This is a genomic window from Parabacteroides goldsteinii (assembly GCF_020091425.1).
GTDB classification, from domain to species: Bacteria; Bacteroidota; Bacteroidia; order Bacteroidales; family Tannerellaceae; genus Parabacteroides; species Parabacteroides goldsteinii.
In genome coordinates, this window is record NZ_CP081906.1 from 3,579,750 (window position 1) to 3,599,479 (window position 19,730).

Annotated in this window: 11 protein-coding genes; all 11 read right to left on the reverse strand. The window is 41.5% G+C overall.

The genetic code is table 11. From position 1 onward, the window contains the following. Positions 1–12: 12 nt before the first annotated feature. Complete coding sequence (locus K6V26_RS15950; RefSeq protein WP_224263271.1) at positions 13–2,529, reverse strand: FtsK/SpoIIIE family DNA translocase; 2,517 nt, start codon at positions 2,527–2,529, stop codon at positions 13–15. Positions 2,530–2,735: 206 nt separating this feature from the next. Continuing rightward, complete coding sequence (locus tag K6V26_RS15955) at positions 2,736–4,829, reverse strand: beta-galactosidase (protein WP_224263272.1); 2,094 nt, start codon at positions 4,827–4,829, stop codon at positions 2,736–2,738. A gap of 34 nt (positions 4,830–4,863) precedes the next feature. After that, a complete protein-coding gene (locus K6V26_RS15960) occupies positions 4,864–7,371 on the reverse strand; it encodes a family 43 glycosylhydrolase (RefSeq protein ID WP_224263273.1) in 2,508 nt (835 codons plus the stop codon). 184 nt (positions 7,372–7,555) lie between these two features. Next, positions 7,556–9,037, reverse strand: a complete 1,482-nt coding sequence (locus K6V26_RS15965; RefSeq protein WP_010802308.1) for a RagB/SusD family nutrient uptake outer membrane protein — start codon at positions 9,035–9,037, stop codon at positions 7,556–7,558. Between the two features lie 17 nt (positions 9,038–9,054). Next, positions 9,055–12,441 carry a TonB-dependent receptor gene (locus tag K6V26_RS15970; protein ID WP_224263274.1) on the reverse strand — a complete coding sequence of 1,129 codons (3,387 nt, stop codon included), beginning with the start codon at positions 12,439–12,441 and terminating at the stop codon, positions 9,055–9,057. 210 nt (positions 12,442–12,651) lie between these two features. Then, the gene (locus tag K6V26_RS15975) at positions 12,652–13,635 is read right to left on the reverse strand and encodes a FecR family protein (RefSeq protein WP_224263275.1); all 984 of its coding nucleotides are present in this window, start codon (positions 13,633–13,635) and stop codon (positions 12,652–12,654) included. Positions 13,636–13,712: 77 nt separating this feature from the next. Next, positions 13,713–14,264 (reverse strand): RNA polymerase sigma-70 factor, encoded by a 552-nt coding sequence (locus tag K6V26_RS15980; protein ID WP_007657398.1) that lies wholly within the window; start codon positions 14,262–14,264, stop codon positions 13,713–13,715. 175 nt (positions 14,265–14,439) lie between these two features. Beyond that, positions 14,440–16,830 carry a glycoside hydrolase family 88 protein gene (locus tag K6V26_RS15985; RefSeq protein ID WP_224263276.1) on the reverse strand — a complete coding sequence of 797 codons (2,391 nt, stop codon included), beginning with the start codon at positions 16,828–16,830 and terminating at the stop codon, positions 14,440–14,442. 80 nt (positions 16,831–16,910) lie between these two features. Then, positions 16,911–17,534, reverse strand: a complete 624-nt coding sequence (locus K6V26_RS15990) for a hypothetical protein (RefSeq protein WP_224263277.1) — start codon at positions 17,532–17,534, stop codon at positions 16,911–16,913. A gap of 15 nt (positions 17,535–17,549) precedes the next feature. Next, positions 17,550–17,882 carry a hypothetical protein gene (locus K6V26_RS15995; RefSeq protein WP_224263278.1) on the reverse strand — a complete coding sequence of 111 codons (333 nt, stop codon included), beginning with the start codon at positions 17,880–17,882 and terminating at the stop codon, positions 17,550–17,552. Between the two features lie 26 nt (positions 17,883–17,908). Further along, positions 17,909–19,729: a RagB/SusD family nutrient uptake outer membrane protein gene (locus K6V26_RS16000; protein WP_224263279.1), complete on the reverse strand. Its 1,821-nt coding sequence runs from the start codon at positions 19,727–19,729 to the stop codon at positions 17,909–17,911. Position 19,730: the final 1 nt, after the last annotated feature.

The window sequence follows — 19,730 nt, forward strand, 5'->3', positions numbered from 1 at the left end:
CTAAAGGACATATTATTTCAGGGAATTCAGTAACTGTTCCAGATTATACTCATCCTGGATCAGGACCTGACGGGCCTTACTACCCTCAAACGGTCCGACGATTCCGGCAGCCTCCAACTGGTCCATCAAACGACCGGCACGGTTATAACCGATGGCAAACTTACGCTGGATCAGAGATGTTGAACCTTGCTGCTGAATCACAATCAGACGGGCAGCTTCATCAAACAACGGATCACGGTCTGACAGATCCACTGATCCCGGAGCCTTGTCTTCACCACCTTCACCTACATATTCAGGCAACAGGAAAGCAGTCGGATAACCGGCCTGACCGGAGATAAAATTGACGATCTGTTCCACTTCCGGAGTATCGACAAACGCACATTGCACACGATTTGTATCGCCTCCCTGTGAGAACAGCAAGTCACCACGACCAATCAACTGATTGGCACCCGGTGCATCCAGAATCGTACGCGAATCGACCATCTGCATCACACGGAATGCCATACGGGCTGGGAAGTTTGCCTTGATAATACCGGTAATGATATTGGTAGACGGACGCTGCGTTGCAATGATCATATGGATACCGACGGCACGTGCTTTCTGGGCAATACGGGCGATCGGTGTTTCAATCTCCTTACCGGCCTGCATGATCAGATCACCGAACTCGTCGATGATCACCACGATAAACGGCATAAATTTATGCCCCTTCTCCGGATTCAGATGGCGGGAAATAAATTTGGCATTATATTCCTTGATATTACGCACATGCGCTTTCATAAGCAATTCATAACGGTCATCCATTTCCTTACAAACGGAGTTCAGCGTCATAATAACTTTTGTACAGTCCGTAATTACCGCTTTGTCCGCATCCGGCAATTTCGCCAGATAATGACGTTCCAGATCGGAATAGATACCGAACTCCACCATCTTCGGGTCGACCATGACGAACTTCAGTTCCGACGGATGCTTCCTGTACAATAAAGAAGTGATCACGGCATTCAACCCGACGGACTTACCTTGTCCGGTAGCACCGGCCACCAGCAAGTGAGGCATCTTACAAAGGTCGAACATAAAGATTTCATTCGTAATCGTCTTACCCAGCACAACCGGCAGGTCATATTTCGATTCCTGGAATTTACGTGAAGCAACGACCGACTGCATAGATACAATCTGCGGATCCTTATTCGGCACCTCGATACCGATCGTACCTTTACCCGGCATCGGGGCTATGATACGGATACCCAAAGCCGACAAGTTCAGGGCAATATCGTCTTCCAGATTCTTAATTTTTGAAATACGGACCCCGGTATCAGGTATCACTTCATATAAGGTAATAGTCGGACCGACGGTTGCTTTGATAGAGGCAATGCTGATACCGAAACTTTCCAGCGTCTGCTTGATACGTTTCTGGTTAGCCATCTGTTCTTCCATATCGACCTGGTGGTCGCTTACATCATATTTTTTCAGCAATTCGATCGGTGGATTACGGAAGCCGGACAAGTCCAGTTTCGGATCGTACTCACCTAATGAAGAAGCATCATACACTTCATCGTCTCCGGCCGGGACTTCCACCGTAAAGCGAGGATCTCCGGGAAGATCTTCCGGCTCATCAGGCTGATTTTCCGCATTCGGAGCATCATACACTTCTTCTTCCTGCGGCACTGTCACTTCAAAAGCATCATCATGGGAGATCGTTGAATAAACCTCTGTCTTCTTCCGGCTCTCTTCCTTGCGGGCTGTTTCTATTTCTTTTTCAGTATCGAAAACAAATTCTTCTGTTTCCGGCCGTTCGTCCGGCTGTTCTGTCACTACCGGGTCTGCTACCTCATCCTCATCATCTTCATGGATATCCTCTTCTTCCAATACTTCTTTTTTCTCCCTCTTCAAACGATTCTTCAACCATCCGAAAGAAAGGACACTTTGTAGAAACGGTATCGTCCGTTTGCTGGAGAATATGGCGATGATCAGAAACACCCCCGCCAACAACAGTATCGTTCCGGGAATACCGACATTCGTAATCATCACCTCCGACAGGTAATACCCATGCTGTCCTCCCAGATAAATAAATGTATCTTCATATCCGCTGATAAAGACAAAGGCAAAAAACATAGATCCCCAAATCAGCATGGCTGCACAAAACAAAAACCGTTTCAACAGCGATACCCGGCGCAGGTTCATCAATTTAGCTCCTACCGACCCCAGGAAAAACAGGATCATAAAAGAAGATATCCCAAACCACCGGTTCATCAGCAGATCTGCCAGGACAGCTCCCCGCACTCCCGTCCAGTTCTCGACGGACCCTCTGTTGGTCAGCAAGTCTGCCAACGGAACGTTTTCTATCTTACTCTGATCGGCCCCTCCCGTAAAAAAGAAGGAGATAAGAGCCAATCCTATATAAATGGTAATAATAGCTATCACCAACCCTGTAATGAAACGGGTACGTTCATTAGTGAAAAACATTTTCATCATTGCGAACTTACCCGGTTCATTATTATTATTTTGTTTTGTTGTAGTTGCTTTCTTTGCCATATAAATCCTCGTATATATTTTAAGTAAAGAGAGATTTATCCCCCTCTCCTTATTTTATAACATGCAAATATACGGGATTTCTCCAAACTGCCACAAAAAAAAATCTTTTATTCTGGTTTAATACTTTTTGCTAAATTAAACGATTTATATCTCCAATCCTTCCTCAATAGGATCGATTTATTTTATAAAATATCAGATTCAGTCCGCTATTTTTCTTTCCATACCACAACGCCTGCCGGCTCCAGCACCCTGCTGCCTATTAATATTTTAGCATGAGAAGGGATTGCGATATCCTGAGTAGTCGAAGTGTAATTCAAAGCCACATAAAATCCATCGCGCCATTCTTTCACAACCCCATAGGGAAGGTCATCGACAGTCACCTTCGCTTCTTCGTAGACACGGCGCATCACATCCTTTTCCAACTTTCCGTCATCCGTATCTATTCCAATATAAGTAACAGTTCCCTTTCCCAGCTTATGGTGAACAACAGAAGCCGCTCCTTTATAAAACTGGTCTGCATAAGTAGCCCACACTTCCGTCTCCTTTTTCGGCGTGATGACATCGGCCCAATTGTTCCAATCGTACTTTTCCGTACCGAAGTTCACCCCGCCTTGCAGGCTTTCAGGCAAATGATCATAAAAGAGGTTATCTATTCCGGCTAAAAAATGAACAGGTGCAGCCAAGGGAGCCTCCCAGAGTTTGCCATTCCGGTCTTTTTGTCCCGTACGGCAGGTCAAAATCAAATGTCCTCCCTGTTCTGCATATTTCACCCATCGCTCCACCAACATACTGTCCAGTAATTGATAAGCCGGTGCGATTAAAAAAGGATAACGGGAAAAGTCTTCTTTCTCGGATATAATATCGACAGGGGCGGTGAAGGTTTTCAACAGGTTATAATATTTATGAATATGCGACATCGTGTTCCATTGATCCGTTTGTTTCTGGAAATCTGTTTCCCAATAATTATTCATATCGAAAAGCATTCCGATGCGACGTGCCGCCAAATATTCCGGCATTTCGCTATCCGGATCATAAGCCATTCGTAACTGCTCCATTTCTCCAGCCACCTGCCGATACTCTTCACCTCCGGGAGATAAGGTAACCCCGTCTGTCATGACCATTCCGTAATGATACTGTTCGCTTCCTTTCAACGGTTGCCTGAAACGATAATTACATACGAATTTTCCTCCTCCGGCAAATACATGATATATCCACATACGAACAGCCCCCGGCATAGGTTGAGGATTGTAAACGCCCCAATTCACCTGCCCCGGTTGTAATTCCATAACTCCAAATGTTTTCCCGGCAAAATTTCGGAACTGATCATTCGGAAAACCGATATCTTCCGGAATTCCCAGCCGAAATCCCTGTTTTCCTATTCCCATTTTATGGCCTGTTACCAAATAACGTGTATAGGTAGTAAAGTCCAAATGGTCCATCCGCACAGGATCCACAGGATTAAAGACCGGTATCAAATTGGTCGTTATCCATTGTTTTTCACTAATATTTTTATGTAAAACATCCGCTTGCATATTAACAAATCCGGCTAACTCGTCTGCCATAAACCGATTCATATCAAGCATGGCATGCGGATTCGGTTTCTCCGGCAATTCCTGTTGATTCGGTAAACGGATCTGGTCAAAATGCTGGTAGCTTTCACTCCAGAAAGTATTCCCCCAGGTTGCATTCAACTGATCTATGGTTTTATACTTCCGACGGAGCCAAAGACGAAATTTCTGTTGAGCATTCTCGCTATAATCGACTAAACCATAGTGTCCCGGCTCATTATCGATTTGCCAACCTATAACTGTCGGATTTTTACCATAACGTTCCGCCAGCTTCGTGACTATATTTTTCACAAAATCACAATAACGTTCGCTGCTCCATGATGCATGCTGCCGACGTCCGTGTTGAATATTTACTCCATTATCCCTCCGGATAAGAATATCCGGATATTTTTTCGACAGCCAAACCGGAGGTGTCGGACTCGGTGTACACATTATCACTTTTAATCCATATTTTCCTGCCAAGGCAACTGCACGATCCAACCATTCAAAATCGTATATACCTTCTTCCGGTTCCAGTGTTCCCCAGGCAAATTCAGCAAAATGGGTAAACCGGATTCCTATTTCCGACATTTTTTTCAGATCTCTCTCCCACTGGGAAGAATCCCATTGCTCCGGATAATAATAGGAACCTAAGGCAAACATATTCTCTTTAGGAAAAGATATTTCAACCGGTGATTGGGCATAAACCCGCCAACACAAACACAGAGATAATAATAAAATCAGTTTTTTCATTTTTCATTAATTACATATTCAACTCCTTTATAAATCACCAGTAAACTTGCCGGGGCATAGCCGAAGGGCCGTCTGTATGCAATTTACCTTCTTCATCAAAAAATAATCGGTCCATACATACAACCCGATCCCAGTTCGGCTTTTGACAAGACGCATCGGCATGGCGATGGTAAATGATATAAAGGTCTCCATCCGGAGCTTCCACTACCGAGTTGTGCCCCGGTGCTGAAATACCATTTGATATGTAGGTAGCCAGTAGCGGGTTATCTCCACTTTTCGTCCAGGGTCCCAACGGATTGTCCGCATAAGAGACTCCTACTCCGTACGACTCATATCCCGTATCATTTGCGGAATAAGTCATATAATAAGTCCCGTTTCTCTTAAATACATAAGCGCCTTCGTTACACCTGTTCCTGCCCCAGTTTACTTTCTCCCAGGGCTGAGAAGCACCGGAAATAAAAACGGGCTCGCCAACAAAACCGGAAAGATCATCTTTCAGTTTTGCACCGTAAAGTTCACCCGTAGCTAAAGTATCCTGCATGCCGTTTTTGCTGAAATAAACATAAGGGGTTCCGTCATCATCCACAAATATATCTGCATCAATGGCCGAATATCCCAAATCGAACCAGGGAGTATGGAGATCAACAAAAGGTCCACCAGGGTTTTCGCTGACAGCCAGACAGGTTAGCATACGGTCATATTCTTTCACATAACAACTATACGTCATATAAAACTTTCCTTTGTAGTATTCCACCTCAGGCGCCCAAAAACCAAAACTACCGATATGATTCTCCGGCTTGCGATACAAAAGTCCTTTATATTCCCAGGTGATCAGATCGGAAGAGGTGTAACAAACAAAACCTTCTCCTTCCGGCAAAGTGCTCGTACCGGTCAGATAATATAAATTCCCTGCCTTATAAACAAATGGATCAGCCACATACACGTAAGTGCTGTCTGTCGTTCTCAAAGGATTCGTATAGGTTCTTTCTTTTTTAAAGCAAGAGAGTAAAGATATAATTTCGGACTCTTCTTTTATCTCATAATCTGACAAAGAATAGCGGGTTTCCTTAGAAGGAGTAGGCATAAACAAGCCTGTCCCTAACAGGTCACTGACAACAGGGGATATTTGACTTTCTTCAGATTTCACCAATAATATACAATAAGAATCCTTAACCACATATCCAATTTCGAAAAATACAGTTTCCGAATCTTCCCTACGATAGCTTTTAATTAGAGGATCTTCCCCTTTCCTGAAAAAAAGATCCAACTCGACAGCGCAATCTTTCGAAAGATCGAGTCTCAATAAACTATGCTCCCCGGATGCCAAAATTGCACCTACAGGCATCCATTCGCCAGCAATAACAGATTGATTTCCCGGTAACACAACATCTTGTCTTCTTCCTCTCACCCGTTGTGCCAAAGAAACATCCAATGTGTTCAATAACCGGGAATTTCTTAACGCACAATTTACAAATGAAAAATTGCCTTCAATATCCTCACTTATAAGAGAGGGGTTTATATCGAATATTTTATACCCTTTATTTGCCACTTCAATAATACTATTAGAAACTTTTACCTGAAATGGTGTCATGGAAGACGAATCTTTATAAAGAAAGGATGTTCCGAAATTTTTCAAATAAGAATAAAATATATTTTTATCCAGAATCAAAGTAGGATTCTTATCCGCTTCAATGACTATCGATTTGTCGATTGTATCATAATAAATCTCATTAAAAACAAAAAAGCCATCACTTTCCACACGTATACCTTCCGTCCGACGATAATTATCAGTACCAAGATCCAAACCTCCTCCTGTATGCATAGAAAGAATATGTACATTATTCAATATATGTCCAGCCGATTTTGTAACGAGACCATATTTTGTACCATATATAAACGTATTGGAAATTTTACAGTCACAACAAGAATGATCAATATAGATACCATAGACTTCTTCGTTGGAAGAAATTCCTTGTATGGTGATATTGTCAATTTTAGTATCGCTACTTCCAGTTCCTTTAAAATCATCTGAGACACAAATTCTGATATGGGTTTTACGTCCTTTAAACAAACTGATATACTTTAAAGACACTAATTGTTTTAAGCCATTCACCATGATACCGTTGTCAACATTAGAACAATCGAACATGCCTCCTTCTATATAAGAAAAACGTCGATGAGTGACATCCGGTGTCGACATTTCAGAATAACCGACTTTCAGCAAAGCATCTAATCTAAAATCACTTTTGATTAACGCATTTTTATCAAATACGATATTTACATTTTTCGTATAATCGAACGGTAATACGATCGGTTCCGACAAATTATAAGTTCCTGCGGGAAAATATAACGTTTTTCCATAACTATCCTTTACCAACCGATTAAGTTCTGCACCAATAACCGAACCGTCATTTTTGATTCCGAACCGAATAACAGAAATAATATCATTTTTTATCCCGATATTTTCCATTCCCCAAAGTTGTATGGAGAAACCCAAAAGAAAAAATAATAAAAAAAAGGAATTCCCTGCTTTTTTTATCATGATGATTAAACTTTGTATTTAAATAATGGAGGAGTTACCTCTAAATAAGTTTTAAACAAAATAGCAGAAGAACAAAAGAATTATAATAACAAACAAATGCCTCTGATGTATCTTCTGTTCTTCTGCCTAAAAATAAATGTTCACTTCATCGCAAACGATCTATTCTTCTTTCCTCAACAAACATTTATTCATATCCGGGATTGTTTTTAACAATACCTCCTGATTCGATAATGACCTTCGGCGGAATCGGGAACAAAGTCATATAATCCTTGGCCGGATATCCCTTACTCAAGCCATATTCAATATATTTGCCGAAACGGATCATATCCTGACGTCTCCAACCTTCAAAATAAAGTTCACGTCCACGTTCAGCCAACAGGAACTCCTTAAACTTATCCTTGCTTGTCCGAATGTCTGCCGGAATCGTATGCGTGACGCCCGAACGGTCGGTAATCTGCTTCAAATATCCCAAAGCCTTATCGGTTGGTCCGTTCAACTCATTTTCAATCTCTGCCAATGATAAAATGACATCTGCATAACGGCAAACCACCAACGGTATATTACCGGCTTGCGTCTGTTCCTTCGGTAACAGATACTTGACGATAACTGCACCATACGGCAAACGCTCTCCCTGATTGCCTTCACGCGAATACAAAGTTCCGTCCGTACCGATATAGCGGTCAGCAATACCAGCCAAACGCTTGTCTTCTTTCGCATACGTATCGTAAAACTCCCACGGCATCAACGTCACCCCCCAGTAAGGCGCAACCTTTATCCCGCAAACCTCGGCACAAGAAGGAGGAATCATATAAAAAAACCATTCGTTCCCCATCTGCTGCCCACTCGGAACCGACCATATATTTTCATTATTGTGCTCTTCGCTGAACACTTTGCTGTAATCGTCGGACAGCGTATATCCCATCTGTGTCAGGCTTTCGGCATACGGGAGTGCCTTATCGTACTGGTGATCGTTCATATATAACTTCATCAGCAGCATGGCAGCAACCCCTTTGTTCACTCGTCCCCAGTTTTCTGTATTATTGGTCTTGTCATACAAATACGGAAGTGCTTCCGTCAGGTCCTTGACCATCTGGTTGAAGTATTCTTCTTTCGAAGGACGCGGTTCATATACGATATTGTCGATTTTGGCCGGATCGGTAACAACCGGTATCGGTCCATACATATCGTAAAAGCAAAACATCATCCAGGCTCTCAAACATTTCGTCTCGGCCATCAGTTCATTCTTCACGTCCTTATCCATATCCGTCAGTTTGCTGAAAACATCCAGTATATAAGTCGCACGCGTAATATTACGACTTACCGCATAAGTCGAATAGGTATCGAATGCGCTACCCCAATTGAAGTGGATTTCCTGATGTTCAATATTAAAGATTTCATCGGTCGTCATCTCTGATAGTCCGATCCATCCGCCATAACCGGTCGTGAAGAGCGGCCAAACCCAAGCACCATTGCTATTATCATTCACCGCCCCCGAATTACATTTAAAATAGGCATACAACCCAGTCAACATAGAGCGCGCATCCTCTTCCGTTTTCGGAAAGTTCGTTTCCGAAAACGAAGAGTAAACCTTGGAATCCAAATCGCACGAATTAAACCATGCGGTCATGCACAAAGCCAATAAAAAAGCTATTATTTTCGTTTTCATGATTCATTCAAATTAAATTAAAAAGTAATATCGACACCTAAAACGACTGTAAACGGAATGGGGAGCGGAGACGCGTTTTGTTCCATTTCCGGATCCAGTCCCTCGTAATTCGTCAACAACAATGTATTCTGCAAATCCAGATAAACCGAAGCATTCGAAGCAATCTTGCTCTTTTTCATCCAATCTTTCGGCAACAAATAAGTCACTTTGATATTCTTAAAGCGCCAATAATGCGTGTTCTGCAAAGAAAAATCATCGGTTCCCGACTTATTGCTGTTTGCTGCCGCATTAGGTGCAATACCCGGCCACCAACCCGATGTATTAAACGAAGTCCAGACTTCCTTATACCGATAACTCGTATTGATCTTGCTGTCGCACAAACCACGATGTATCCACTGGTCATACGTTTTTCGTCCCAACACACCATAGGTATCGAGATCGACCATCACATTTTTGATCCGGAAACTCGTACCCAAGCCGAAATGCATCTTAGGCTCATTGTTACCCAGCTTCACGATATCGTCATCATTTAGTACACCGTCACCGTTGATATCGACAAATTTCTTGTTTCCGGCATAAGAATCCGGTTGAAGAACCTTTCCATTGGAAGTATATTGTTGTACCTCCTCTGGCGACTGGAAAATACCGTTTGTCTTCCAACCGTAAATCGGACTCAAATCATCCTTCTCCTTAATCCAAGGGGCAATGTCTACTTCCGGATTCCGTTCCACCCAGTATGAATGGTTGTGACTCATGTTCAGATAAGCCGTCCAGTCGAAGTTTTTCTTCTCCATAATCACCCCTTTCAGGCCGATTTCAAATCCGGTACTTCGTGTCGAGCCGATGTTCTTTGCCAAAGTAGCCACCATATCAGTCGCAGGCAAAGATGTAAAATCAAGCAAATCCTTCGCCGTACGTACATAATAATCGAAACTACCGCTCAAACGATCATTGAACAATCCGAAATCCAACCCGGCATTAACCGTCACATCCGTTTCCCATTTCAAGTCTTTGTTTCCTTTCTGCTTCTGAACGATTCCCTTATGTAAAAGTCCATTGTAATAATAGAATGCACCGGTCGCCATGCCATAAGTCGTCAGGCTATAGTTTCCACCCGTCAAAATACTTTCATTACCGGAAGTACCGATACCGGCTCTCACTTTCAGGAAATCCACCACCTTCTGCTGTTTCATAAAATTCTCTTCCGAAACAGTCCATGCTGCAGAAACACCCGGGAACCATCCCCATTTGTGATTGGCAGCAAATACGGAAGAACCATCGTTACGTAATGTACCACCAATCGTGTACCGATCTTTGAACGTATAATTGAAACGTCCGAAATAAGACAATTTGTTCCGTTCCCATCTCCCCGAGTTGTAAGTCGTTTCATCTACATCAGACGACAATTCCAGATAATTGTTTTCAAGTGCATCTGACGGGAAATTAAAGACGGTAACAGAATAATTGTTGCCGGATGTCACATAATATCCCGTACCGAGCACAACATTCAAACGGTGATCCCGTCCGAACTGTTTGTCGTAGCTCAAATATTCTTCGATACCATAATTATTATTGTATGCGTTGGAATAACCACCGAAGTTACGCTGTGTCTGTTGAGGTAAAATCGATTTAGTCGGTGAGAATACATCACGATTTTCGTCTGTCTTATCGACAGAAATCTGCATATTCGCTTTCAATTCCGGTAAAATTCTGATTTCCAGATTCGGAGCAAACATCAAACGTTTGGTCGTTGTCTTGTCTCTCATATAGCTCCAGGCCAACGGATTCGCCGTCATCGCATTTTCTGGCAATGTCAGGTTGCCGTTTTCATCCTCCAACGGAAGGCGCGGAGAAAAATATAAGGCTGCATTCGTTTGGTTCGCCTCATTGGCATTCGCTCTCCAATGCCCCGAAGACGGGTTGTTCGCGCTCAAGAGCGAATACATACTTGCCACATTCAATTTCAAATATTTGCTGAAATCAGCCTCCACATTGATACGTCCACTGAAACGTTCCAGATCGTTCGTTTTCATAACCGACTTATGATCGTAGTAATTGAAGGAGGCGTAGACCTTAAACCGCTCGCTACCAGCATTGAAAGAAACGTTGTGATTATGGATCAGGCCGGTACGGCTTATTTCGTCAAAATGATCATACGACTCGGTCTGCTTCAACTGATTCTCATCATACAACACAGCCCAACCGGAAGCAGGAGCCGGTGTCGGACCATACGGATAATATTTATTGATATACAGCCATTGCTCTTTCATACCCAAATTTGCCACGTTCATGAAATCCTGAGCATTCAGCATGTCGAAATACTTATTTACGCCTTGTACAGAGAATGAACCGCTGTATGTCACTTTCGGACGTCCGCTCTGCCCTTTCTTCGTCGTAATTAAAATCACGCCGTTTGCAGCCGACGAACCATAAATGGCCGTAGCACTCGCATCCTTCAAAACATCGATCGAAGCAATATCGTTAGGGTTCAATGTTGCCAAAGGACTACGATCCGAACCATCTCTCAAAGCCGTACCTAACAAACCGGACGGCCCGACCTTTGACGCTTTGTTTGATTCGGAACTGATAATCACTCCGTCGATCACATACAACGGGCTGTTAGAACCATTTGGAGAAAGTGCACCTCGAATATTAACAGACATGCCTGACCCCGGTTGTGCGGAATTTTGTGTGATACTCAAACCTGCTACTTTCCCTTGTAACAAATTATCTGCACTTACGGCATTCGGAGCTTCCAATTCTTTGGCTTTAACAGAAGAAATTGCGCCCGTTACCGTCTTTTTCAATTGTGAACCGTAACCAACAACTACCACTTCGTCCAATACCTCCATATCCTCATCAAGAGTAACCGACAGAGATTGTTGGTTGCCAACCTTTACTTCAATTGCCCGATATCCAATAAAAGATATGGTCAATACTGCATTCGAAGAGACTTTCAGAGTAAACCGACCTTCTGAATCTGTAATGATACCATTTGTCGTTCCCTTTTCCATGACATTAGCACCTATTACCGGTTCGCCTTTCCGATCTTTCACTATTCCGGAAATAACGCGACCAGTCTGTTGATCTTTTTCAGATTTTGTTAAAGGCGACAAGATGATATAGTTATCAGAGAGTTCGTATTTCAAATTCCTCCCTTGTAAGGCTTCGTTCAATAATTCATCAACTTTCGCTTTTTTTCTATTCAATGAAATATCAAAGTTTGATTTGATTTCACTCGTACTATAAATAATCAGATAATCAGTCTGCTGCTCGATTTCTTTAAAGAGTTCTTCTATTGATAAGTTTTCAGACTGAAGGTTTACAACTTTATTTTGTGCCTCACCGTTGAAAGCAAATAACTGTGAAACGAAAATAAACATACATAAAAAGGTCATCTTCATAATCCTGAATGCTTTTTTGATTAATTTAGGGCATAACTTATGTATTAACAAAGGATTTATTTTCATATCTTTGTTTTGTTAAGTAAATACTATTTTTTTGATCACAAATGGGTTTGCTTTTCGCTAAATCGGTAGATACGCCAATATCTGCCGATTTTTTTAATTTGTCATGGGCTCATACATATTACATTTAAAGGTTAATACTTCTTTTTACTTACTCAGAACGATCTGATTCAACTCATCATCTTTTTTAATATTAAATTTATGTATCCGCTGGATCAACCGGAGTATTTCCAGCACGCCATCCCTTTGACGGAATTTTCCAACATATTCATAATTTAATATTTCCGGGTCTTTCACTATTATTTTTACATCATAATATAATTCGAGTTTCTTTATGATGCTTCCTAACTTTTGCCTTTTAAATGTATAAATACCTTGGCGCCACAACAATTCATCCGGATCCTTCGTCGACAGTTCCAGCCGTTTCCCTTTCTGAACCAGATACTGTTCCGGAGAAAGTACAACTCCTTCCGACTCTAAAGACGGGAAATAAGCCTTCACAGACCCTTGCTGAAGATAAACACCGGTATAGTCACTCCCCGGATAACAGAACACATTGAACTGAGTACCCAAAGCCTTTACATCGATCGTTCCGGTAGAAACAATAAAAGGTACTTTTTCGTTTTTAGCCACATCAAAAAATCCTTCCCCCGATAAAAAAACCTTCCGCTCCTTTTCAAAAAAAGAAGGATAAGATAATTTCGAACCGGCATTCAGCCACACTTTCGTTCCGTCAGGCAACGTCAGTTCCGCACGCTGTCCGGCAGGGACAAGCAGTTCCTGCTGAAAAGCGATCAATTCTTTCTGTTCTGCCAGATTCCCCGAAAAATAATAAGAGGCCAGCATCCATGCAGAAACAAAAGCAATTACAATGATCGCAGCATACCGGCTGAAAGAGATCAGCATTACTTTTCGTTTTTGAGCATTAACCAGCTTTCTGAAACAGGCATAATTTATCCGGCCCTGCTCCTTGTCCATCCGTTCGGGAGTCAATTCGAGCAAGCTATGTAAATGTTGATAATCTATTATCCGGGATTTCAGCGCAGGGTCTTTGTAGGCTTCTTTCAGAAGCTGATCCTGTTCTTCTTTTGATAAATTTCCCTGACAATATTTTATTATTCTTTCATCCATCGTGTACGATTCTTTATATAGTAAACGAACAGGAAAAATAATCCCCCTAAACAAAATCAATTTTTTTTCTGTTTATCTCAATTTTCCCAGGAAGATAAAAGGAACAAGAGTAGCGGTAAGTGGTTTTTCAGTTCCTCCCTCAACTTCTTATAAGCTATAGTCATTTGGCTTTCAATGGTTTTCACAGAGACATTCAATTCTTCTGCTATTTCTTTCTGCTTTTTCCCTTCTATTTTACTCATTACAAAAATTTCTCGGCACCGTTCGGGTAACGTATCAAGTGCTTTCTCTATGATGTCTTTTATATTGTCTTCAGAAAGGCCTTCTATATTGAAAGCCTCCAATGAATCAAATTTCATACGGAAAGACAGATCGAACTCCTCCTGCATTTTAACAGCAGCTTCCTGTTCCATCAATCTCCGCCGTAAATAATCGATACATTTATTTTTCACAGAGGTAAATAAATAGGCAACCAGGTTTATATGGAAACCCAGTTCCTCTCTCTTTTGATAGAACTCCAGAAAAACATCCTGTGCGATATTTTCAGCCTCCTCATCAGAAAGGACATAGTCGCGCGCAAAATATTTGACACGCGAATACCATGTTATGTAAAAATTCTCGAAATCCATCAATATATCCGATATCTCAAAACAAACTCCTTACTATAAACAAAAGTAAATAAAAACATCGAATATGCAAAAGTCATTATTTATAAACCAAATAAACCTCGAAAGTAAATAAAAACTTTCGAGGTTTACAATCATACTACTAATTATGTAACAGCTACTTCTAAACAAGTAGCTATCATTCTGTCAATTTATACATTTCACAAGCAGCCATCAGAAAACCTCCGGTCCCATACACCTGTGTCATTCTTTTTTCAATTCTCTTCGGGGCCTGCCCTACCGGTTGTACCCAACAGACTTTTCCCCCCGTATCTACTGAAGCGACAAGCGCTTTCCAACCTTTTATTACTACCGGTAAAAATTTATCTTTAGGCAGATATCCCTGATTTATGCCGTAAGCCAGTGCATAAACAAACAATCCCGTACTACTCGTTTCCGGATCCGGATATGTTTCTATATCCAGCATACTTGTCCGCCAAAAACCATCTTCACATTGCAACTCAGCTACCCGGTCACTCATTTCACGGAATAGTTGCAGATAATACGGACGATATTTTTTATCCCCAGCCGGTAAGGTTTTCAATATTTCAGCCAGGCCACCCATAACCCAACCATTACCACGCCCCCAGAAAACCTTCTTTCCGTTTGCCTCACGTTTATCCAGATAATTCCCATCACGGAAAAATAACTTCTCTTCTTTATCATATAAATGTTCGTAAGTCGCTTTGAATTCCTTATCGGCAAATTTCATAAACGCCCTATTGCCGGTAATCGCATACAGACGGGAATAAACTGCCGGAGCCATATATAAAGCGTCACACCACCACCAACGGTCACTTTTTCCTTTCGATATATCGATATTTCCTTCTGGTTGGTGTTCGAGTACCCATTCCGCACGTGCCAATGTTGGAATTAACATATTGTCCTTCTTGTACTTTACATACATATCCAAATAAACCTGAGCCACACAAATATCATCCGCATTATACATACGGTTACCTACCTGCCAATATTCTTTATTGAAGATATTCTCCAAATACTTAAAATATTTATTATCACCGCTCAATTCTGCCCAGTCGAACATTCCGTTATATAGAACTCCATTCCTCCAGCCACGGGCGACACCACTACTAAACGGCGCTGTTTTATAATCACGAAGCTGCCAATCCGCAACCTTAGCGGCAACTGTTTTAATTGCTTCTTTATTCAGACCGCTATCGAATCCTTTCGCCTTTTGATTCACGCGGATAGCACTTTCATAAGACTTAAAGCCTGGATATTTATAATTATAAGCCCATAAGACATTCGGTTGATCACCGAAATAATTACGAACAACAAAAGGACGAATATTGTCACGTTCCGAATCCTGGGTTACCGCCTCTGTCTTCCATTTATCCTTTCCTCCAACAAATGTCCATTTCTCTATTTCAAATACATTATTAATGGGCCGCGAGGTATAAACAACCGAAGGATTCTGATGGTCCAGATAAACTCCTCCCGAATAATTCTCTTCGGTTTCCATATAATTTTTATTATTATAATCATTACGCATAAAACACTGAGCGGCATCCGTTATTTTATGATTCTCCCATTCTTTCCCATTCCAACGGGCATACCAATAAGAATGAGTACTTCTGGCATGAGAAAAACGGGCATAGACCAGGACCGGCTTCTCTTCCTGATCGAAAGCCACATCCCAAATCCAGGCCTTATCGAATGTTTTTGTTGCATCGTAAACTTTATCGGTCTGACTTGGCATCACGGGCTTATCAAAGCTATCCGAAATAATTTCGCCGTTTGCTTTAGTCAGTTTCCCTTTTTCATACATCATAAAATAAATCGAATTCGTTGCTCTATCACGAGGATGGGCATCTGTAAAAGCAAAGAAAATTTTATCTTTATGATTAGTCGTAACTTTCATATAAGGACGACCACTCTCCCCAAAAATCGTGTCATTGACTACAATCGTTACCGGATCACTCCAGGTTTTAAAATCATCTGTCGCTATAAAAGTCGGTTTAAAATTACGTCCTCTAAAGAAGAGATACGTCCGGTTATTTTCTGAAGAAAGCATAGCCGGATTGGAATAACAAACACCTAATTTTCCGGGCATATCAGGATCGACTTGCTGTAATTCATTCCATGATGATATATCGGCCGGATTTTTCGATATCGCATAATAAATGGGTGAATTCTTGGTTCCGCCGTGAGCTGAGAAGAAAATGGCAATTCGATTGTCCGGAAGCGCCATCACCGATGGATTCGCATGGTCATCGTAATCAAACTTATCTTTCAATTTATACTGCTGCCTTTCCTGAGTTGCAGGATCATAACTAAAAGCCCAGATGCTTCCCTCTTTATCCACAAAACCGCCAATCATCTTATCATTGACATAAATCGCACGGGGATCCGAAAACCAACACCAGGCACCATCGTTTGTGATAAAGGCATAATCTTCAGCATAAGGAGGCGTGTCCCATTTATATTGTTGGGCATTCACACCTCCTGCTAATAAACAACACGCCAGAAAAGCCGTATTCCAAACTTTTCGTACATTTCTTGTAATCATATAGTTTCTTGATATTAGATATTATAAAACAGTGTCTTTGCTTAAAGACACTGTTCTTTTAAAAAACACAAATAAAAAACTCACTCATAGTTTCCCGGATTTTCATCCTGCCATTCATTCACTCCATCTCTTACACGGTTTCTGAATGTTAATGTATCCGTCACATAAGAGATAGTACCATCTCCATTATCGTATTTATACTTAAGGAATATTTTTCTATCCTGAAGTAGTTTGGCCTGATTAAAACGGGATTCTCCGTCCGGCAATACATTTATGTCAGAGGAAGAAGATTTTCCCACCGTAATAGTCCCGTCCGAATTTAAAGTCAACTTCATAGAACCTTTATCCGCATCATCTGCCAGACCGTTTGTCTCCAATTCAAAAGGAGCGACTGTAGATAAAATCCAGACTTTAGATTCCGGCTGTGGTATCTGGGTATAGTAAGCAACCGTATTCAGCGTATTACCAGCCGCATCCTTTACAACCCGAACTCCTCCATGCCAATAATTACCGAAAAGCATATTTTCATATTTCAATCCGATCACAGCATACCGCATGGGCTCTATGATAGAATCCGCATCAGCCGACTCTATATAAAAAGGCAACGCATAAGCCGCTTTCAATGTCTTCGGATCGGAAAGAAATTTAGCAGAATCCGCATAGACAGTAACTGTTCCGCCATGTGAACCCTTACGAATCACCATTTCTTCCGAATTACTTTATGAATAATAATCCGCAGGCATAGGCAACAGTTCATTTACACCCGCGACAGAATTCTTTATATAATTCTGTCCGCTTTTCATCCGTGCCAAAGCATCCGGTGTCACCAGATCATTCTTTATCTGATAACGAACAACACGGTCCTTATTATTTTCCAAAACTCCGGCCAATACAGCTCCTACATCGATCTTCAACCCCTCGCCAACGACAAAAGTCCTGACATTCTCCTGATAAGGAAAATAAACTCCATCATAATCATAGTCTTTCACATATTCATCATAGCAAGAAGTCAAAGCCGCAGCCAATAATATAAAAACTCCTATCTTTTTCATGCTTTTATGTTTTTATTAAATTCATTTTACTGCCAATTATCCCAGCCTTTATTCTGCTCCAATTTATCCATCCGTAAAATATCATCATAAGGCAACGGAAGATAAGGTGATGTATAAATTCTATTTTCTACAACATCCTTATCATAATCAAAAGTATTCTCCGCATTCTTCAAAATTTTTGCTTTATAGACAGGTTGATTCAACATTTCAATGCTGCCATCTTTCGACCATCTCCTAAGATCATAAAAACGCATACCCTCGAAACAAGTTTCCAGACGCCGTTCATTCTGTATAAACTTTCTGAACTGATCTTTTCCCATTGTAGCGACCTCGTCCAGATAAGGATCATCGTCCGTATAAAGCTCTTTCCCATCATAAGTTTTTCTGGTACGCAAATATTTCATAGCCTCCTTTGCCGACAATCCGTCAATCGTATGATTAGGTCCTCCAATTTCATTAGCTGCTTCTGCGAAGTTCAGAACCATATGGGCCCAACGAATATAGAAACAGGAATGCGGCATCTTCTTTACGGTCGCATCACTCCAGTTTAGTCCCATATAAATATATTTCTTTATATGATAGTTCGTACGGCTGGTTGCTTTATTTCCTGCGGCATCTTTTCCCAATGCATCTTGATTTTCCCAACATTCAAAAGTATACATAGGCTTTGTCTCATTATTATCTCTGTTGGCTTTCGAATTATTATAAAAAATCACACTGTAAAAACGAGAGTCGCGATTGGCATACGGATTTTTCGGGTCATATAGTTTTGCTCCTTCCGGATGATCTTTCGGATAACCGTTCTTCATTGGAAAAGCATCCACCAGGTCCTGAGTAGCCCCTAGCGCACCATTTCCCTGGAAACCACCCGGATACAAAGCACGTTCCATTGCATCATTATTATTATCATAGCGAGAACCATAAACTATACCCGGAAAATTCGGATCAGTCCAATCAACTCTATTTACCGGATTAAATCCGTTTTTTACATTATCCACATTTAGTTTAAAGTCGATCACCTGTTTGGCATATATAGCTGCCTTCTCCCAACGTGTCATATCATTCTCCGGATTAAACAGCGGACTGGCATATGTAAGATACATTTGCGATTTGAGGGCAGTCATTGTGATACCGTCTAAACGGCCCCAATAACGAGAACCGGCATAAACCAAATCGCCCGCATTTTCCACTAAAAAATCGCGATGTGCGATCGGCAAATAAGCGTATGCGGAATCGCAATCACTCTCTATTTGTTTTACGCACGCGGCATACGTATCTCGTGCAAGGTTCATATCGTCCTCAAAAACATTTACCGGTTCGGTAATAATAGGGAACCCCAGCAACTCGCCACTCTTTATACCGATACCACCATAACGCCGAAGTAAATCCCACTGGAACCAGGCACGCAACGCAAAAGCTTCTCCCTGTAAACGATAACGTACCAGATCGTTAAAATGGGCATCTACCATAAAACGAGTATTAAACCCATGTTGATCTTTCAAGAATTTGTTGACTAAAGCGATTCCTTTATAATCCTCTATCCAATAAGCCTTAAAAGGATCCCTTGACGGAGTTAAAGCTCCGGTAGCCAACTTTGCCATCGCATGTGTAGAGCTCGTTACTACCGCATCATCGGTCGCCCCATCCAGAAAAAAGCCATTATTATGGTTATAATTACGCTGCATATAGTCATAGCACTGTCCAACTAATCCTTGTACAGCATCCTGGCGCTCCCAAAAATCCTCTTCCGATAACCTGCCGTAAGGATAAGGATCCAGAAAATCCGCACAGGATGTACTCATCATAACTACTACTGCAAAAAGACTTGTTTTTACTATATTTTTCATC